Annotated in this window: 13 protein-coding genes and 1 pseudogene; 6 read left to right on the top strand and 8 right to left on the bottom strand. The window is 68.2% G+C overall.

Going from position 1 to position 16,411, the window contains the following annotated elements; all coding sequences use genetic code 11:
- Positions 1–53 precede the first annotated feature (53 nt).
- Together FB390_RS32215 and FB390_RS32210 are read left to right on the top strand one after the other, a co-directional pair.
- Entirely contained in the window at positions 54–1,382 is a 1,329-nt protein-coding gene (locus FB390_RS32215; protein ID WP_185757365.1) for a cytochrome P450, read from the top strand.
- Positions 1,383–1,452: 70 nt separating this feature from the next.
- Positions 1,453–2,121: an EthD domain-containing protein gene (locus FB390_RS32210; protein ID WP_141812923.1), complete on the top strand. Its 669-nt coding sequence runs from the start codon at positions 1,453–1,455 to the stop codon at positions 2,119–2,121.
- 31 nt (positions 2,122–2,152) lie between these two features.
- On the opposite strand, the gene FB390_RS32205 is transcribed toward FB390_RS32210, so the two are convergent.
- Positions 2,153–4,360 carry a serine/threonine-protein kinase gene (locus FB390_RS32205; RefSeq protein ID WP_141812922.1) on the bottom strand — a complete coding sequence of 736 codons (2,208 nt, stop codon included), beginning with the start codon at positions 4,358–4,360 and terminating at the stop codon, positions 2,153–2,155.
- Positions 4,361–4,398: 38 nt separating this feature from the next.
- Here FB390_RS32205 and FB390_RS34980 point away from each other — a divergent pair.
- Both FB390_RS34980 and FB390_RS34010 read left to right on the top strand, forming a co-directional pair.
- Positions 4,399–5,019 (top strand): annotated as a pseudogene (locus tag FB390_RS34980) (LLM class flavin-dependent oxidoreductase); the annotation flags it as partial.
- 82 nt (positions 5,020–5,101) lie between these two features.
- Positions 5,102–5,389: an LLM class oxidoreductase gene (locus tag FB390_RS34010; RefSeq protein WP_221639447.1), complete on the top strand. Its 288-nt coding sequence runs from the start codon at positions 5,102–5,104 to the stop codon at positions 5,387–5,389.
- On the opposite strand, the gene FB390_RS32195 is transcribed toward FB390_RS34010, so the two are convergent.
- The 5 genes from FB390_RS32195 to FB390_RS32175 form a co-directional block, all read right to left on the bottom strand.
- Entirely contained in the window at positions 5,386–7,620 is a 2,235-nt protein-coding gene (locus FB390_RS32195; RefSeq protein WP_141812921.1) for an MMPL family transporter, read from the bottom strand. The genes FB390_RS34010 and FB390_RS32195 overlap by 4 nt on opposite strands.
- A 107-nt stretch (positions 7,621–7,727) precedes the next feature.
- Positions 7,728–9,272, bottom strand: a complete 1,545-nt coding sequence (mhpA, locus tag FB390_RS32190; RefSeq protein WP_141812920.1) for a bifunctional 3-(3-hydroxy-phenyl)propionate/3-hydroxycinnamic acid hydroxylase MhpA — start codon at positions 9,270–9,272, stop codon at positions 7,728–7,730.
- Positions 9,273–9,301: 29 nt separating this feature from the next.
- Positions 9,302–11,215, bottom strand: a complete 1,914-nt coding sequence (locus FB390_RS32185; RefSeq protein WP_141812919.1) for an acyl-CoA synthetase — start codon at positions 11,213–11,215, stop codon at positions 9,302–9,304.
- Positions 11,212–12,150 carry a fumarylacetoacetate hydrolase family protein gene (locus FB390_RS32180; protein WP_141812918.1) on the bottom strand — a complete coding sequence of 313 codons (939 nt, stop codon included), beginning with the start codon at positions 12,148–12,150 and terminating at the stop codon, positions 11,212–11,214. The genes FB390_RS32185 and FB390_RS32180 overlap by 4 nt, the downstream gene beginning before the upstream one ends.
- Complete coding sequence (locus FB390_RS32175; protein WP_141812917.1) at positions 12,147–13,280, bottom strand: VOC family protein; 1,134 nt, start codon at positions 13,278–13,280, stop codon at positions 12,147–12,149. Before FB390_RS32175 ends, FB390_RS32180 begins: the two co-directional genes overlap by 4 nt.
- Before the next feature lie 135 nt (positions 13,281–13,415).
- On the opposite strand from FB390_RS32175, the gene FB390_RS32170 reads away from it, so the two are divergent.
- Complete coding sequence (locus FB390_RS32170) at positions 13,416–14,069, top strand: TetR/AcrR family transcriptional regulator (RefSeq protein ID WP_141812916.1); 654 nt, start codon at positions 13,416–13,418, stop codon at positions 14,067–14,069.
- 77 nt (positions 14,070–14,146) lie between these two features.
- Positions 14,147–14,881 (top strand): GTP pyrophosphokinase, encoded by a 735-nt coding sequence (locus FB390_RS32165; protein WP_141812915.1) that lies wholly within the window; start codon positions 14,147–14,149, stop codon positions 14,879–14,881.
- Between the two features lie 15 nt (positions 14,882–14,896).
- Here FB390_RS32165 and FB390_RS32160 read toward each other — a convergent pair whose 3' ends face one another.
- Positions 14,897–15,304, bottom strand: coding sequence for a GlcG/HbpS family heme-binding protein (locus tag FB390_RS32160; protein ID WP_141812914.1), 408 nt, complete (start codon positions 15,302–15,304; stop codon positions 14,897–14,899).
- A gap of 49 nt (positions 15,305–15,353) precedes the next feature.
- The gene (locus FB390_RS32155) at positions 15,354–16,358 is read right to left on the bottom strand and encodes a methyltransferase (RefSeq protein WP_141812913.1); all 1,005 of its coding nucleotides are present in this window, start codon (positions 16,356–16,358) and stop codon (positions 15,354–15,356) included.
- Positions 16,359–16,411 lie beyond the last annotated feature (53 nt).

The raw sequence follows: 16,411 nt of genomic DNA, 5'->3' as shown, positions 1-16,411 counted from the left end.
GCCGCAGCCATTTCGGGTCTGCGAGTCGTCGAGACAGCGGTGAGGATTGCCACGTGTCACAAGCCCCGGTATCACTGCGCGAACTCCCGCGGCTCCGCAACCGCCACCTCGGGCAGATCGGCGGGCTGATGCGCCCCGGCACCCATCGTTCTCCTCTGTTGGAACTCGGCGAACGCTTCGTCGTGTCGCCGCCGGGCTTTCCGACCATGCTGGTCACCCACGACATGGGCGACGTGCGAGCGCTTTTCGCCAATCACGACGATTTCTCGATCGGCCAGGTGCTGAGCCGGTTCTCCAGCCACGACGTGATGTTCGGCAAGCAGACGTTGATCTTCCTCGACGGCGAGGAGCACCGCCGCGAACGCAAGCTGTTCGCTCCGCCCTTCCAGAGCAAGGCGCTGCGCTCCTACGAGGAACTCATGGTGGAGGTGGTCCAGCGCGAACTGCCCACCTGGCCCGTCGGTGAACCGTTCGAATTCCTGAAGGCCGGTTACGATCTGGCCATCGGGGTGCTGCTCGGCGTCGTCTTCGGTGACGTGGCGGAACCCCGTCGGGGGCGGCTGAAGCAGGCGATCAGCGCGTGGTTCGGTGAGATCGAGAGTCGCGGCTTCCTCGCCGTCACGCTGCTCACCCCGCTGGTCGGCGGACTCACGCTGCCCTATCCGCCGCTCACCCGTCGGCAGGCCGAGGTCGACGCCGTCATCATCGAGGAAATCGCCGCGCGCCGCGCCGCGCCGGGCGACGAGGGCCAGCGGAAAGACGTGCTGTCCCGGTACGTCGGCACCGAACTCGATCAGCACGACGACGCGGCGCTGGCCCGCAACATGCGCGGAGTCCTGTTGGGGGCGTACGAAACCACCGCGATCACGCTCGGCTGGATCGCCGCCATGCTGGCGGCCCACCCGGAGGCCATGGCCGAACTCGATGCCGCCGCGGACGCGGGCGACAGCGCCCGGCTCGACGCCTACCTCGACGCCGTGGTCGCCGAGACGATGCGGCTGCGCCCGGTGTCGCCGTTCACCGGACGGCGGGCGATCCGCGACACCGTGGTCAACGGTGTCCGAATTCCGAAGGGCGCCATCGTCATCGTCCCGATCCTGCTCATCCACGAATCACCGCGGCACTACCCGGATCCGATGACCTTCCGCCCCGAACGCTTCCTCGACGAGCGCCCGAACAGCCACACCTGGCTGACCTTCGGCGCCGGAGCGCACCGCTGCCTTGGCGCCCAGTTCGCCCTGGTCGAGGCCCGCATCCTGTTCCGCACCGTCCTCGAGCAGCGCCGCATCGACGTCGTCCCCGGACCCGTCGAACCACCGCGCCGGTACCACACGGGGCTCAGCCCGGCCGACAACGCCCGAATCACCCTTCGGCACCGCTGACCCATATCGTCCGCACAGCTGGTTCCGCTGGTTAGACTCGCCGTATTTAGAACTTGTTCTAGGAGGCGGTGTGGCGGAGGAGCTGATCTTCGCGCTCTGGGGTGTCGGTGACTTGCACGACTCGAAACTGACACAGCGGCTGGTCGCAGCGGGCGCCGAGAGCGTGCGGCTGAACGTCTCCGACGCCGACGTGGCCGACGCGATGCTGCGGTTGACGACCTTCGACACACCGATCGAAGCCGTGCTCGCCCTCTCGTGCCCGTCCGGTTGTGACATCGCCGCCGTGCTCGACGCACTCGGCGATGTTTCCGAGCGCCACGAGGGTTGGCGGGTCGAGGTCAGGACGCCGCTCACGCCGCCCTACGTCGCTGTCGGCGAGCGCACTCCCGCTCTGGCCAACGTCGCGTTCCTGCGCAGGCCGCAGGAACTGCCGTACGACGAATGGCTCGACCGGTGGCGCAACCACCACACCGAGGTCGCGATCACCACCCAGGCCACCTTCGGTTACGTCCAGAACCGCGTCCTCGAGCCGGTCACCGACACCGCGCCGGACGTCGCCGCGATCGTCGAGGAATTGTTCCCCCCGGCCGCGCTGCGCGACCCGCACGCCTTCTACGGCAGCGGCGGCGACCCCGCCGAACTGACCCGCCGCATCCAACGCATGATGGCCAGCGTGGCCACCTTCGGCGCCGACCGCGACATCGACGTCGTCCCCACCAGCCGATACCTGTTGCGCTGAGCCGCATCGGCATCCGGATGCACGCGCCCCGTCAGATCACCCGATCGAGCGCGCGGAGGTCGGCGTCCAGTTTCCGGTACAGCCAATAGGCGGCGACGAACGCGAGGCCGCCGCCCGCGCACAAGCCGAGGACCGAGTCGCGGACGAGATAGAGCTCGTCGGATTCGAGGGCGCTGAATCCGGCCAGGACGCCGAGCACCGGGACGGACGCCGTTATCGCGAGATAGACCGTGGTTCTTCGGCGCAGCGAGTGCAGGCCCGCGGAGTCGTGCGCGGTGCTGCGGCCGTGGCGCAGGTAGCTGGGATAGACGCAACGGACGATGTAGAAAGTGGAGAGGAAGAAGGTGTAGGCGACGGAGATGGTGCCCGCCACCAGCACGGTCATCGCGGCGTGGATCTGCAACCGCAGCGGCAGGTCGGTCATCCAGCGCACCATCAGCACGCCCGTCACGGTGGCGATCAGCGCGCCGAGCAAAGTGTTCAGCGCGCACAGATCACCCCACACCAGTGTTCGCGACCGGACCCGCGCGAGCGTGGTCTCGTCGTAGCGCCTGCCCTCGCGCAACCCGCGCAAGACCGCCAGCACCTCACGCGAGATGTACACGTAGATGACGATGGCCAACGGCAGGACGCCGAGAACGCACGCGATCACGCCCCTGTCCATCTGAGCGTTGACGGCGTCGGGCACTCGCTCCCTGATCAGTTTCTGGGCGTGTACCGCCAGGTAGGCGGTAGCCAGGCCGATACCGAACAGCGACGACAACCAAAGGATCGGGGTCGGCCACCGGGCAAGGCGCGCCCGCCAGCTGTTCGGCGGCGGATAGACGAGGTCGCGGGCCCTCGCCTCGAGGCACAGATCGAGCTGCTGCGCCAATTCCGAACCGCACGAGTAGCGGTCCGCCGGGTCGGGCGACAGGCACTTCAGCAGCACCCGGCACAGGGCCGGTGGGCAGTCCGGCGGTAGGTCGGACAGGAACTTCGAGTCGATGGGCCGGCGGCGCAGTTCGAGCATGCGGGCCAGCGACGTCTCCGACTCGCCCGCGAAGGTCTCGTCCGCGAAGGGGCGCCGTCCGGTCAGCAGTTCCCACAGCATGACGGCCAGCGCGAAGATGTCGCTGCGGGTGTCGAGGTCGGCGGCGGTCGCGGGCAGCTCGGGATGACAGGCCTCGAGCTGTTCGGGCGACATGTACGACAGCGATCCGCCGAAGTACGCCAGTGGGCTCGTGCCCTTGACGCGTTTGCTGAAGCTGACGTTGAAATCGGCCAGCTTCGGGATTCCCTCGGCGCTGAGCAGGACGTTCGCCGGTTTGATGTCGCGGTGCAACACCCCGCGCTCGGAGGCGTGTTGCAGCGCGTCCGCGAGTCGGCGGCCGAGCCAGGCGACCGTCTCCGGCCAGGTCAGCGCGGCGGTCCGTTCCCGGACTGCCGATTCGGCGGGGCGCACCTCGCCCTTCTCGGCGAGCACGGCGTCGACCGCGTCGAGGAGGAGTTGCCCGCTGTGCTGTCCCTCGGGCGTCGAGCGCCGCAAGCGCAGTACGTCGAGCAGCGTGCCGCCGGGGAGGTACTGCATGTAGAGCAGCTTCAGCTCGCCGTCGGCGATGAGGCGCTGGTCGAAGATCCGCACGATGTACTCGTGATCCAGCTGGGCCAGGGTCTGCGGCTCGCTGCCGTGATTGTGTGAGATCTTGACCGCGACCAGGCGCTGCATCGACTGCTGCCGAGCCAGATAGACCTGGGCGAACGCGCCCGCGCCGATGCGCATCAGCAGGTCGAAGTCGTCGACGTGGTCGCCGACGTCGAAGGCGTCGAGCAGCACCTGCGCGTTCGGGCGGGCGATCATCGTGCTGTGGTAATCGCTCGCCTGGGCGGTCTCCGGGGTGGCCACCGTGTCGTCGGCGACCGTGCGAGGAGTCGTATCGGCCGCCGGCGAGCCGCGGCGCAGCGCGTGGAATTCCTCGTAGACGAGCTCGTCGGGCATCGGTCCGTCGCGCAGTTCCGCGAATTCCGCGCGGTACTCGTTCAGAGTTTTGGGGATGTGATGGCGCACGAACCGGTACTCGAGATCGATCTTGATCAGTTCGATGAGCACCATGCGCCGCAGGCCCGGTTCGCTCGGTAGGTACGCCGCCAGGTCGGGTGGTGAACCGGACGCCCAAGCCGCGGAGAACAGCGCGACGGCGGTGGCCAGTGCCGTGCGGGTTCGTTCGGCGGAATCGACCAAGTCGAGCGGCTCGTGCATCGGCGGTCCGGGATCAGCCTCGGGGGATCGCGCGGAGCATGCGCGCGATGCGGCCTTGCGGTAGTTGCCCCACGGTGACTCCTTTCCGCGAACCTCCCCGATCCAGGGTATCGCCCGGAGAGCAGCGCACGGGCGGCAACAGCGGATCGGCCGTGGAAGACGAGAGCACCGCTCGGATGCGCTTCCCGACCAGCGAATCAGCTATCGAATGGCTAATGCGATTGCCGCGCCGCGTCCCGCGCCCGCCGAGGAATCCACGCGCGACCGGGGGCATTGACCGCGACGATCGGTCCGCGACCCCGGAGAGGACAGGAATGGAACTCAGCGTCGTCGTCGCTTCGCGCCCCAATGTCTCGCCCGAGCAGGACTTGGCGACCGGCATCGTGGCCGACCGGCTCGGGTATCGCGACATCTGGGTCGGGGAAGAGTGGATCTGGGACGCGTTCGCGCTCGCCACGGCGATCGGCCTGCGGACTTCCCGAGCCGCGCTGACGGTGGGACCGATTCCCGTCTCGGTGCGCGACCCCGTGTCGATCGCACGCGCCGCCGCGTCGACGGCGGCCCTGGTCGGCAGACCCGTCGGGGTGGCGCTGGGCACCTCGAGCGTGCGGATGGTCGAAGGGGCGCACGGGCGTTCGCGCAGCAGGCCGGTGAGCGCGATGGCGGAGAGCACCGGCCGCGATCGACCCCGACCCGAAATCCCTCGAACAGATCGAGTGGAGTCTGGTCGGCTACCTCGAGGTGGCGGGTTACCGGGAGATGTTCGCGCAGGCGGGATTCGAGGAGGCCGTCGCGCTGGCCGAGACGGGCGCCGATCGCACCGAGTTGCACCGGGCACTGCCGTCCGACGCCGCGCACCGGGTCGGCTTGGTCGGCGACGCCGCACTCGTGCGCGAGAAGCTGGAGGCCTACGCTGCCGCCGGTCTCGACGAGGTGGTGCTGGTCCCGGCGACCGACGGCGACCCTGGCGGCGAACGGACGCTGACCGCCTTCGCGGACTTGCGGTCCGCTTCCGTTGTCCAGGGCTAGGTTTCGCGTCCGGCTCGCAGCCGAGCAGTGCCCGATGGCACGGCTTCTTCGGTGTCGTGGGTGAGTCGGCGTTCGAGTTCGGCGCCCTCGATGTCGAGATCGGGGACGTAGCGGGCGAACCAGCGCGGGTGGTACCACATGCGGTTGCCGACCAGGGCCATGACGGCGGGCACCAGCGTCAGGCGCACGATGAAGGCGTCGAGCAGGACGCCGACGGCGAGGGTGAACGCCAAAGGTTTGACGATCGGGTTGTCGACGGTGGTGAAGGCGACGAAGACCCCGAACATGATCAGCGCGGCGGCGGTGACCACGCGCGCGGAGTGACCGACGCCGTTCTGCACCGAGGCCGTGGCGTCGGCGGTGCGGGTGTGTTCCTCCTTGATCCGGGAGACGACGAAGATCTGATAATCGCTGGACAGGCCGAAGACGATGGCCAAGGTGATGATCGGAAGGAAGCTCAGCGTCTGCGCCTTGGTGACATCGAAAAGTTCTGCGCCCCAGCCCCATTGGAACACGACGACCTGCGCCCCGAGCGCGGCGAAGACCGAGAGGATGAATCCGACGATCGACGACAGCGGGACCAGGATGGTGCGGAAGGCGATGGTCAGCAGCACCAGTGCGAGGCCGACGACGACCGCGAGGAAGATCGGCAGCGCCTCGGCGAGCCGGCGCGAGGTGTCGATATTGGCCGCGGTGGTGCCGCCGACCAGATACGTTGCGCCGGTGCCGTTCACGATGCGCTGCCGGTCGTCCCGCAGCCGGTTGACCAGGTCGGCGGTCGCGGGGTCGTCGGGCCCGCTCTCGGGCACCACTCGAATGAGCAGCAGTCCGTTTCCCGTGCCCGCGGGCTGCACGGCGACGACGTCGGGTTCCTGTTGCAGCCGACCCATCACCGTCTGCGCCGCGTCGGGGCCGGTGGCCCCGGATAGGTCGGTCACGACGAGCAGCGGCCCGTTGAAGCCGGGACCGAACGACTCCTCCACCAGGTCGTAGGCCTTGTGGGCGGTGCTCGAATCCGGCTGTGTCGCGCCGCTGGGGAGTCCGAGCTCCATGCGCGTGGCCGGAATCGCCAGCACCGCAAGGATCGCGATACCGAGGATCAACAGCGGAATCCGGAACCGGGTGACGAAACGTCCCCACGCGTGCCCGAAGGTGCGTTCGGGCTCGTAGGCGGCGATGCGCGCCACCTCCTCCGGACGTCCGGGATGCAGTGGCGGCGAGATGAACTTGGCGACCAGATCACCGGCGAACCCCAGCAGCGCGGGCAGCAACGTCAGCGCGACGAGCATGGCGACCAGTACCGCGCCCGCCGCGGTCAGACCCATGACGGTGAGGAACGGAATACCCGCCACCGCCAGACCGCACAACGCGATGATCACGGTGACCGCCGCGAACACCACCGAACTGCCCGCGGTCCCGACCGCGAGCGGAATCGACTCGGCCGCAGTCATTCCCAGCACGATGTGGTGCCGATGCCGGGACAGGACGAACAGCGCGTAGTCGATGCCGCAGGACAGTCCGAGCATCAATGCCAGTGACGTCGCCGCCGACGGGACGTCGACGAACGCTGCCACGCCGAGGATCCCGGTGATGCCTATACCGACGCCGACCAACGCCGTGACGATGGGCAGGCCCGCCGCGACCGCCGCGCCGAAGGTGATCAACAGGATGATCAAAGCCGCGACGACGCCGAGAAGCTCAGGGGTGTGCGGGATCTCGGCGGTGAAGCCCGGATAGACGGCCCCGGAGAACTCCACATCGAGGCCCGCTTCCCGCGCCGGGTCGGCGACGCGGTTCACCTCGTCGAGGGTGTGCTCGTCGACCTCCCCCGCCGATACCGAGAACTGCACGCTGCCCAGCGCGACGCGCTGATCCGGCGACACCGCCTTGGCTTGGAACGGGTCGACGACCGCGGCGACCTGCGGCAACCCTTTCAACCCGGTCATCACCTGTTCGATCTCACCCGTCACCTGCGGATCGGTCACCTCGGCCATGCCCGGCGTAGCGAAGACGACCTGCATCTGCGCGCCGCTGAACGCGGGCATCCGCTGTTGCAGCAATGACACGGCATCCTGTGATTCGGTGCCGGGAACCGTGAAGTTGTCGTTCGTCTTCCCACCGGTTCCCGTGGCGAAGGCGACCGCAGCGCCGAGCAACAGGATCCATATCGCCAGGACCCACCAGCGGCGACGGGCTACGACCTGGCCGAGAGCGAACAGATACCGAGACATGCGGGTCCTCTCACGGAGTCACCAGAACACACACCAACGACGCCAGCGCACGCGATCTCCGTACGATAACACGCCAAGTGATGATTTCCTCATAAACGCATCAATGGTCAGCAATCGTTCGGCGACGCGGTTTGCCGGACACCGGGCGCGAACCGTGGCAGCGCCGCGCACAGGGCCGACGGGCTTCTTCCGCAGCGCTGCACGGCGCCGTCCGGTCGGACGAGGGCGGCGCTCACGCGACCGCGGCGCAGCCAGCGGTGCAACTCCGTTCCCGGCGCGGCGGCGAGCACGACACCGCCGCGTTCTTCGACACGCACTCGGTCCTCGGGCGTCAGGTCGACCGCGGCGACGATCGCGAACCGTCCGCCGACGACCTCGTCGACCATTCGCCCGTCGGGGAGCCGATCGTTCGGTGCCAGCCGACCAGCCGGTCCACGTCGCAGCAGCGGAGCGTTCACCAGGCCCGAGCGGCGCAGGGGCGGGGACTCACCACTGGTGAGCATGCGGGTGAAGCCGGGAAGGCGATGTAGCCGCGGTGCGATCAGGCTGCGCAGGCGATTGCCCAGCTCGCCGCCCTGGGTCATCATCACGCCGGTGAGCTTGGCCAACCGAATCATCCACAGGGCGTGCGGCTTCCGCTCGGCCTCGTAGGTGTCGAGCACACGCTCGGGCAGCTCGCCGCGCAAGACGCCGGCCAGCTTCCAGGTGAGGTTGGCGGCGTCGCGCAATCCCGCGCCCATGCCCTGACCGATGAACGGCGGTGTGAGGTGGGCGGCGTCCCCGAGCAGGAAGATGCGGCCGCCGCGCCAGCGATCGGCGAGCTGTGCGCGAAAGGTGTACGCGGCTACCCGCACCAGTTCTAGGTCCTCGTCCGGGACGTCCGCCGTCCACGGGGCGATCAGCGGACGCAATCGGGCGATATCCGCGTAGTCGTCGGCGGTTTCGCCGGTCCGAAGCCGGAACTCCCAGCGGTACCGCGTCTTTCCGATGCGCATGTAGGTCGTGGCGCGGGCCGGATCGCAGACCTGGTGCACCCCGTCCCAGTGTCCGAGGTCGGCGGTCGTCGCGATGTCCACGACCAGCCAGCGCTGCTCGAACCGCAGATCGCGCATGCGCGCGCCCACCGCTCCGCGGACGAGGCTGTTGGCGCCGTCGCAACCGAGAACGTAGCGCGCACGGATGGTTTCCGCGCGACCCGTCGTCCCGTCGGTGAAATCGACGCGGACACAGTCGTTCTCCTCAGCCACCGTCGTGACTTCGGCGTTGCCGCGCAGTGTCGCGTCGGGATGGCGCGCGAGGTTCGCGCGCAGGATCGCCTCCAGTTCCGGCTGGTCGAAAAGGTTCGCCTCCGGATGCCCGCTCCGCGTCCCCGCCGGGTCGCGATCGAATTGCGCGAGCACCCGCAGACCGGGATCGAGCAGGCGCAGACCTAGAACCGGGCGGGAGATGGCGTCGAACTCGTCGCCGACGCCGAGATATCCGAGGATGCGGCGGATTTCGCCGTCCAAGTGGACGGCGCGCGGCTGCGGATACACGCCGTCCCACCGCTCCAGTACGAGGCATTCGATCCCGTATTGCGCCAGCAAGGTCGCCGCGGTGAGTCCGGCCGGGCCCGCGCCGACGAGCACGACCGGGATCATCCGTGTGGTCACGGGAAGACTCCGCCCAGCCGAGACGATTGTCATCGCGCCACCACGACTGTCCAGGTGATCGCGTAGCGGCCGAGAATCGCCGTGACTTCCCGCTCGTCGGCGGCGGGATCGAGTTCGATCGTCGCGACGACCGCACCGTCTTCGATCACCGCCTTGACAGCGCGCACTCCGGCGCTGCCGGCAAGGGCCTCGAGCAGCTCGCGGCGGGTCGCGTCGGCGCGCAGTCCCAGCTTGTACGGCTTGCCGACGTCGGTGACCGGCAGCGCGTCGAGCACGGTGACCGCCTTCGGGGCGGCGGCGCGCTCTTGCACCCGCTCGGCGGCCCAGGCGACCAGCTCGCCCTCGGAAACGTCCGCGCCCGCCGTCAAAGCGACATAGGCGACGGGCACCTCGCCGGAGTGCACGTCCGGGCGACCGACCGCGCCCGCGGCACTGACCTGCGGGTGCTCCAGCAGGGCGTCCTCGATGGTGGCCGGGTCGATGTTGTGGCCGCCGCGGATGATCAGGTCCTTGGCGCGGCCGTGCAGGTGGATGAAGCCGTCGTCGTCGATGTGGGCCAGATCGCCGGTGTTCAGCCAGCCGTCGACCAGTGTGCCCAGACCGTCGACGAGATGACCGCGCCCATCGCGGCCGGTCACGTATCCGGCGAAAACCGTTGGGCCGCTGATGATCAGGACGCCGGTGTCGCCCGCGGGCAGCGTCACCCACGTACCGTCCTCGGCGACGCGGACGACCGCGACGTGCTGGTAGGGCATGCGCTGCCCGACCGCACCCGGCCGAGGCCGATCCGGGAAGCTGCGCGCCGTCGCGCAGGTCGCCTCGGTGAGGCCGTACCCCTCCACGAGGGTCACGCCGGTGTGTGTCTGGAAGTTCTCGCGCACCGCGGGCGGCAGCGGTGACGCGCCGACCATCGCGTAGCGCAGGCTGGAGATGTCGGCGTCGATCGGGCACTGCGCGAGCACGGCGTACACGGTCGGCACCGCGCTCATCGCGGCGATCTCGTAGTGCGCCACGATGTTCCAGAACTCCGCGTACAGGGAGAAGTCGCGGTAGCCGAGCGGTCCGGCCCACACCACCGATTGGCCGCGGAACAACGGCGCGAGCAGGGTGACGACGAGCGCGTTGACGTGGAAAAGCGGCAGCGCGGCGAAAACGACCGAATCCTCGTCGAGCAGCGAGTTTGCGGCGATCATCCAGGCATTGGCCACCTCACCGGAATGCCGGTGCGCGGCCAGCTTCGGCACGCCGGTGGTGCCGCCGGTGTGGAACAGGGCCGCCAGATCCGATGCGGTGGGTGGCGCTCCGTCGAATTTCGACGAATCCTGTTCGGCCGCAAGGGCAGTGAGATAGCCGACGCGGACACCGTCGATCACGGGCAGCGCGGGCGGCGGCTCGGACGCGGCGGTGGGCCGCAACACCAGCAGCGCGTCCACCAAGCCGGTAGTGGCGAGCGCACACATGGCGTCCCAGGTGTCGGGGGCGAGCTCGGGACCCGCGGCGATCAACACCCGAGCGCCGGAACGGCGCAGCAGTTCGGTGATATGGGCACTCGACAAGCCGCCGTTGATCGGTGCGGCGATTCCGGCGAGCTGGGCCGCGAGCGTGGCGGGGATCAGCTCGGCGCAGTTGGGTGTGACGATCGCGACCGCGTCGCGCCGGCGAATCCCGAGCTCGTGCAGCAGATTCGCATACCGATGCACATCCGCGAGTACTTCGGCGTAGTTGCGGCGCAAGGGTTCTCGCCAGCGCGCGGCCTCGGGCAGCACGGTGATCGCGTCGCGTCGCGGCCACCGGGCCGCGGCACGAACGAGCAGAGCGTAGGTGGATTCGGGCAGACCGCGCGCCGCCAAGGGCACGGATTCGATGGCGGCCAGATCCTCCGGATCGGCGTAACGAGGCCAGAGCAGATCCTCGGCGGAGGCCTCGAGCGTCGTCTCGGTCATCGGGCGTACCTCACGACCGTGCGCTGACGGCCCAGATCCAGGACGCCGTCGTCGGTGCCGATGGCGGCCTCGATGACGTCGCCGTCTTTGAGGTACTTGGGATTCTTGGCCTGGCTTTTGAAGAACATCTTCCACTTGACCTGCGGCGGCAACAGCGAACCGATGATCTCGACCGGCTTGGGCGGGGCGCTGATCGCCGTACCGACCGGCGTGCCGGTCAGCAGCAGATCACCCGCGTCCATCCGCTGAAACCGCGTCAGCTCGCGCAGCGCCCGCACCGGCCGGTAGATCATGTCGGCCACCGTCATGTCCTGGCGCACCTCACCGTTGACCCACAACCGCAACCGCAGATCGGTGAACCGCTTCAGCTCGTCGGCCTCCAGCAGCACCAGCGCCGGACCGACCGGAGTGAACGTCGGATACGACTTCGCCTCGTAGAACTGCGTTTTCGGCAACTGCACATCACGCGCGGAGATGTCGTTGGTGATGACGAGACCGGCGATGTAGTCGGCCAGATTCTCCGCGTCGACCTCCGCGCCGACCGGCATCTCGCGGCCGAAGACCAGACCGATCTCCACTTCGTAATCGAGCAGACTCACATGCGCGGGCCGCACGACATCGTCATACGGTCCGCTGATCGAGCCGGAAGCCTTGCGGAAGAACGTCAGCGGCACGGTCTCGGGATCCATGCCCGAGTCCTTCACGTGCGAGGCGAAGTTGGTCATCTGCGCCACCACCCGGCACGGCGCGGTCACCGGCGAGACCAGCGAAAGACTCTCCACCGCAACGACCTCCGCGCTCGCGGCCGCAGCGGCGATCGCCCCACGATCGGCGAGCAACTCCCGCGTCGTCACCGCGGCTGTATCGATCCGAGTCGCACCGGCGGGCGTGCGCACCCACCAAGCATCGACGGTACGGAGAACGGAAACACTCATGAATTGGCTACTTTCAACAGGCCGCCCAGGCGGCGGAGATCGAATTCGTTGTCCTCGCGCAGCGCGTCGACGACCGCGCGCAACTCCCGCAGCGAATCGGCGCTCGGCGAGATGCCGAGGAAATCCTTGGTGGCGGGCGGACCCCACTGGGCCAGACCCGACGCGCTCATCGGCGCCCAGCCCGGCTCCACCGTGCAGTCGAACATGTCGCCGTCGCTGAAATGCTCGACCATGAAACCGTCCGGGTCCCGCCAGTAGTCGAAGATCTGGCTGCCCTGGATATGGCGGCCGATCCCCCACGACCGGTGGTAACCGCGCTCGCGGAGGTACTCGCCGCCCGCGGCCAGCGCGTCCAGATCGGCGACCTGATACGCCGAGTGCACATACCGGTTGGACGGCCCCAAGGTCAGCGCGAGCGTGTGGTGATCGGCCGGAGTCGAGCCCAGATCGCAGCGGATGAAGCTCATCACCGGCCCGCGCTCCCGCTGGCCCGGGTAGTACAGGAAGTCGCTGACGATCATGCCGAGATTGCGCAGATACCAGTCCAGCGTCTCCCGGTATCTGGTCGACTGGACCACGACGTGCCCGAGCCGCTGCACCCGCGCGGGCGCCCGAGGCGGCCGTTGCGTGGCGTTCACGCGCGCCACGTCGTGTCCGAGATTCAGCACATGCGGCCGCTGCACGGGCAGTGCGTGCAGCCGGTGGGTCTCGGCGACGACGCGGACTCGCAGGCCGCTCGGATCGACCAGATCGACGGTCGACCCGCCGAGCGACTCCGGCAGCGGCATCACCTTCGAGTCCGTCGCGGTCGCCAGTCGCAGCAGATCGGCGGCGTCGGCTGCCTGGAACGCCGGACCGACGAACCGGGACCGCGCGCCGCGGCGGATGAGAACACAGGGCGAGCCCACGTCGGTTCCGCGCAACTGCATCTCGTCGGCCGTGCGATGCGCCGTCGTGAAGCCGAAAGCATGCGCGAAGGCTTCGGCCCGCTCGAGATCTGGCTTCTCGAACTCCAGCCACGCGAGATCGAGCACCTTCACCACCGGATTGCGCGCTCGACCGGGATGTTCACCCGCCAACGCGCCGCGCTCGCTGTGCAGACCGCTGTGCACATCGTGCTGGCCGCTCATCGACCACTCCCTTCGAAGTACTGACGATATCGTCACTCACGAACAAGTATTCAGTCAAGAGTTTCTGACAAATTCGTCACTACTGACCGGGGCGCTACTATGACGTGCGAAGACGTCAGGGAGAGGTGGACTGCGATGACCGGTTCGGAACCCAACCGCTTGGAGCGCCGCAAGGCGCGCACCCGCGCCGCACTGGTGGGCGCGGCCCAGTCGCTGCTGGCCGAGGGCAGGCTCAACGTGCCGATCCTGGAGATCACCCAGGCCGCTGACGTCGGCATGGGCTCGTTCTACAACCACTTCCAGAGCCGGGAGGAACTGTTCCAGGCCGCGGTCGAAGAAGCGCTCGACCGGCACGGCGCGCTGCTCGACGTGCTGTGCGAGGACCTGGAGGACCCGGCCCAGGTGTTCGCTCAGAGCTTCCGCCTCACCGGCCGTCTGCACCGCCGCAACCCCACGCTCAGCAAGGTCCTCCTCGCCGACGGGCTCGGTCTCGTGAGCTCCGAGCGGGGGCTCGCCCCCCGCGCCCGCCGCGATATCGAAGCGGCGGCCGATGCGGGACGGTTCCAGGTCCGCGACTCGGAACTGGCCATGACCATCGTCGCGGGCGCCGCGCTGTGCCTCGGCAGGCTCTTGCACGACCACCCCGAGCGCGACGACGCCGAGGCCGCCGATCAGGTGACCGAGGACCTGCTGCGCATGTTCGGCCTGCCCGCCGACGAGGCCGCCGAGATCTGCCGCCGACCACTGCCGTCACTCGACGCCGCGCCCCAGGACGGCACCGCGGCCTGACGCCTCAGCAACGTCTCAGCCCGCGGTGGCAGACTGGCTGGACACGGCAGATCCGGATTGGCGGGACAGCGAGATTGATGGATTCACCGAACACCGTGCGCGACGACGACCTGGCACACTTTCGCACCGAATTCGCCCGATTCATGATGTCGTACCAGTTCGTCACCTCGGAGTTGATGACCAAGATCAACATCCTGAAGGACGAGTTCACCTACATCCACAAGTACAGCCCGATCGAGCACGTCCGGTCCCGTCTGAAGTCGCCGGAGAGCATCCTGCACAAGCTGCGGCGCAAGAACATCCCCGTCACGCTGCCCGACATCAGGAAGAACATCGTCGACATCGCGGGTGTGCGCATCACCTGCAGCTTCATCCAGGACACCTACCGGATCGCGGACATGCTGACCAGCCAGTCCGACGTCACCGTCAACGAGGTGCGCGACTACATCGCCAACCCCAAGCCCAACGGCTACAAGAGCCTGCACATTCTGCTCGAGCTGCCGGTCTTCATGAGCGACCGCGTCGAGCACGTGCCCGCCGAGTTGCAGATCCGCACCATCGCCATGGACTTCTGGGCGAGCCTCGAGCACAAGATCTACTACAAGTACGGCGGCGAGATCCCGGACGAGTTGCTCACCGAGCTGACCGACGCCGCGGACGCCGCGAACCGGCTCGACATGCGGATGGAGCATCTGCACGAGCGGGTCGCGCAATCCCGGCTCACCGCGCCGGGCGAGGAGGGCGCGATCCCGCTGCCAGCTCCGGTCGAACTGCTCGAATCCCTCGCGCGGGAGCACCGCATGAGCCGCTAGCGAGCGGCACGGTTCTCAATCCACTCGAGCGACGGCAGCCGTGCCGATCTTGTGATCGGTGATCGAGGAAGCAGCGCCGGATACGCCCAGCGCGCCGATGATCGTGCCGCCGACTCGGATGATCACGCCACCGCCGTTGGGCACCAGCGAGTGTGTCCCCGATTGCGGCGGTCCGCCAACCAGCGGCTGGCCCTGGGGCGTGGCGGTGGTCATGTGCACTGTGTCGAATCCCAGCGCAATAGCCGTGTCCGCCTTGCGTTTCGCGATTTCGGTCGTATACCGGGCCGCACCGTCCATACACGCGAAGGCCACCAGTTTGCCGCTGGTCTCCACGACCGCGAGCGAGACGGCCTCCCCCAGTTCGGCTGCCGCCTTACGAGCGGCCGAGATCACCGAGTCGGCCTGATGCAGCGAAAGAGCCATGAGCCCATCCTCCCTCACCCCACAGCATCCATCGGCTTGCCCGGTGGGGTCAGGCCGCGAGCCGAAATTCGAGTAGGCAGCGTTGATCGGTCAGGTCGGTCACGGTCTCGAGGGCCAGTCCGTGTGAGGCGGCGAGGGTGCGAAACTCCTCGATGCGGCGTTCGCGGCCGCCGTAGATCGCGAGCATGGACAGGTCCATCTCGGTGCTGGCTCGTCGTCCTCCTACCGGCTCTATGACGAGGACGCGGCCGGTCGGGTGGGCGGCCTCGACGCATCGGGCGAGGATGCGGTGGGCGTGCTCATCATCCCAGTCGTGCAGGATGTCGGACAGCAAGTAGGCGTCCGCACCTGCCGGGAGGGTGTCGAAGAAGCTGCCCGCGGTCACATCGGTTCGGTCGTCGAGACCGCGGGTGGTGAAGGTGTGGCGGGCTTCGGTCGCGGTAGGCGCGAGATCGACGAGGTGGCCGTGCATCCGGGGGTGGGCTTTCAGGATCGCGGCGAGCAGGATCCCTCGGCCGCCGCCGACATCGACGATGGTGGAGAACCGGGACCAATCGAAACCGGCGACGAGTCGCGGGATCTGCTCTTGGAAGCGCAAGGCCATCTGCCGGTCGAACGACTCACGGAGGTAAGGGTTTTCAGCGAGATCGGCCCAGAAGTCCTGGCCGTAGCGGCGCGGGTAGGCCGCTCGGCCGGTGGCGATGCTGTGGGCGAGTTCGACGAAGGCCAGTTCGGCGCGACCGGCAGCGGAATCCAGGTGCAGCAGAATGTTGGTGAAACCGTTGCCCGCGTCGGTGCACAGGTTCGCTCCGAACTCGGTGGTGCGGTAGCCGGTGGATGTCCGTTCCACGACTCCGAGTGTGGTGAGGTGGCGCAGAAGTAGGTCGAGCGCGACTGGCGAGACGTCGAGTTCGACCGCGAGTGCGGAGGCGTCGGCGCCGTTGCCGACGAGCCGGTCCGGTAGGCCAAGGGTCACCGCGACCCGCAGAGCCATCGGCGTCGCCAGACTCGCCATGAGACGGAGCTTTTCCGCGTCGTTGTCGTTGTGTCCCATGATGATTCACTGTGGCATGCCGAAGTGGGCCGGGGCGAACGAATACGGCGTGG

The organism is Nocardia bhagyanarayanae (genome assembly GCF_006716565.1).
Classification (GTDB): Bacteria; Actinomycetota; Actinomycetes; order Mycobacteriales; family Mycobacteriaceae; genus Nocardia; species Nocardia bhagyanarayanae.
Note: the sequence above shows the minus strand (reverse complement) of the source record. Positions and strands in the feature narration are given on the sequence as shown.

Coding starts and splice junctions, on each gene's coding strand:
- FB390_RS32175 (WP_141812917.1), bottom strand. CDS start 13,280: ATGAGCGGCCAGCACGATGTGCACAGCGGTCTGCACAGCGAGCGCGGC.
- FB390_RS32185 (WP_141812919.1), bottom strand. CDS start 11,215: ATGACCGAGACGACGCTCGAGGCCTCCGCCGAGGATCTGCTCTGGCCT.
- FB390_RS32155 (WP_141812913.1), bottom strand. CDS start 16,358: ATGGGACACAACGACAACGACGCGGAAAAGCTCCGTCTCATGGCGAGT.
- FB390_RS32195 (WP_141812921.1), bottom strand. CDS start 7,620: ATGTCTCGGTATCTGTTCGCTCTCGGCCAGGTCGTAGCCCGTCGCCGC.
- FB390_RS32160 (WP_141812914.1), bottom strand. CDS start 15,304: ATGGCTCTTTCGCTGCATCAGGCCGACTCGGTGATCTCGGCCGCTCGT.
- FB390_RS32165 (WP_141812915.1), top strand. CDS start 14,147: ATGGATTCACCGAACACCGTGCGCGACGACGACCTGGCACACTTTCGC.
- FB390_RS32180 (WP_141812918.1), bottom strand. CDS start 12,150: ATGAGTGTTTCCGTTCTCCGTACCGTCGATGCTTGGTGGGTGCGCACG.
- FB390_RS32205 (WP_141812922.1), bottom strand. CDS start 4,360: ATGCACGAGCCGCTCGACTTGGTCGATTCCGCCGAACGAACCCGCACG.
- FB390_RS32170 (WP_141812916.1), top strand. CDS start 13,416: ATGACCGGTTCGGAACCCAACCGCTTGGAGCGCCGCAAGGCGCGCACC.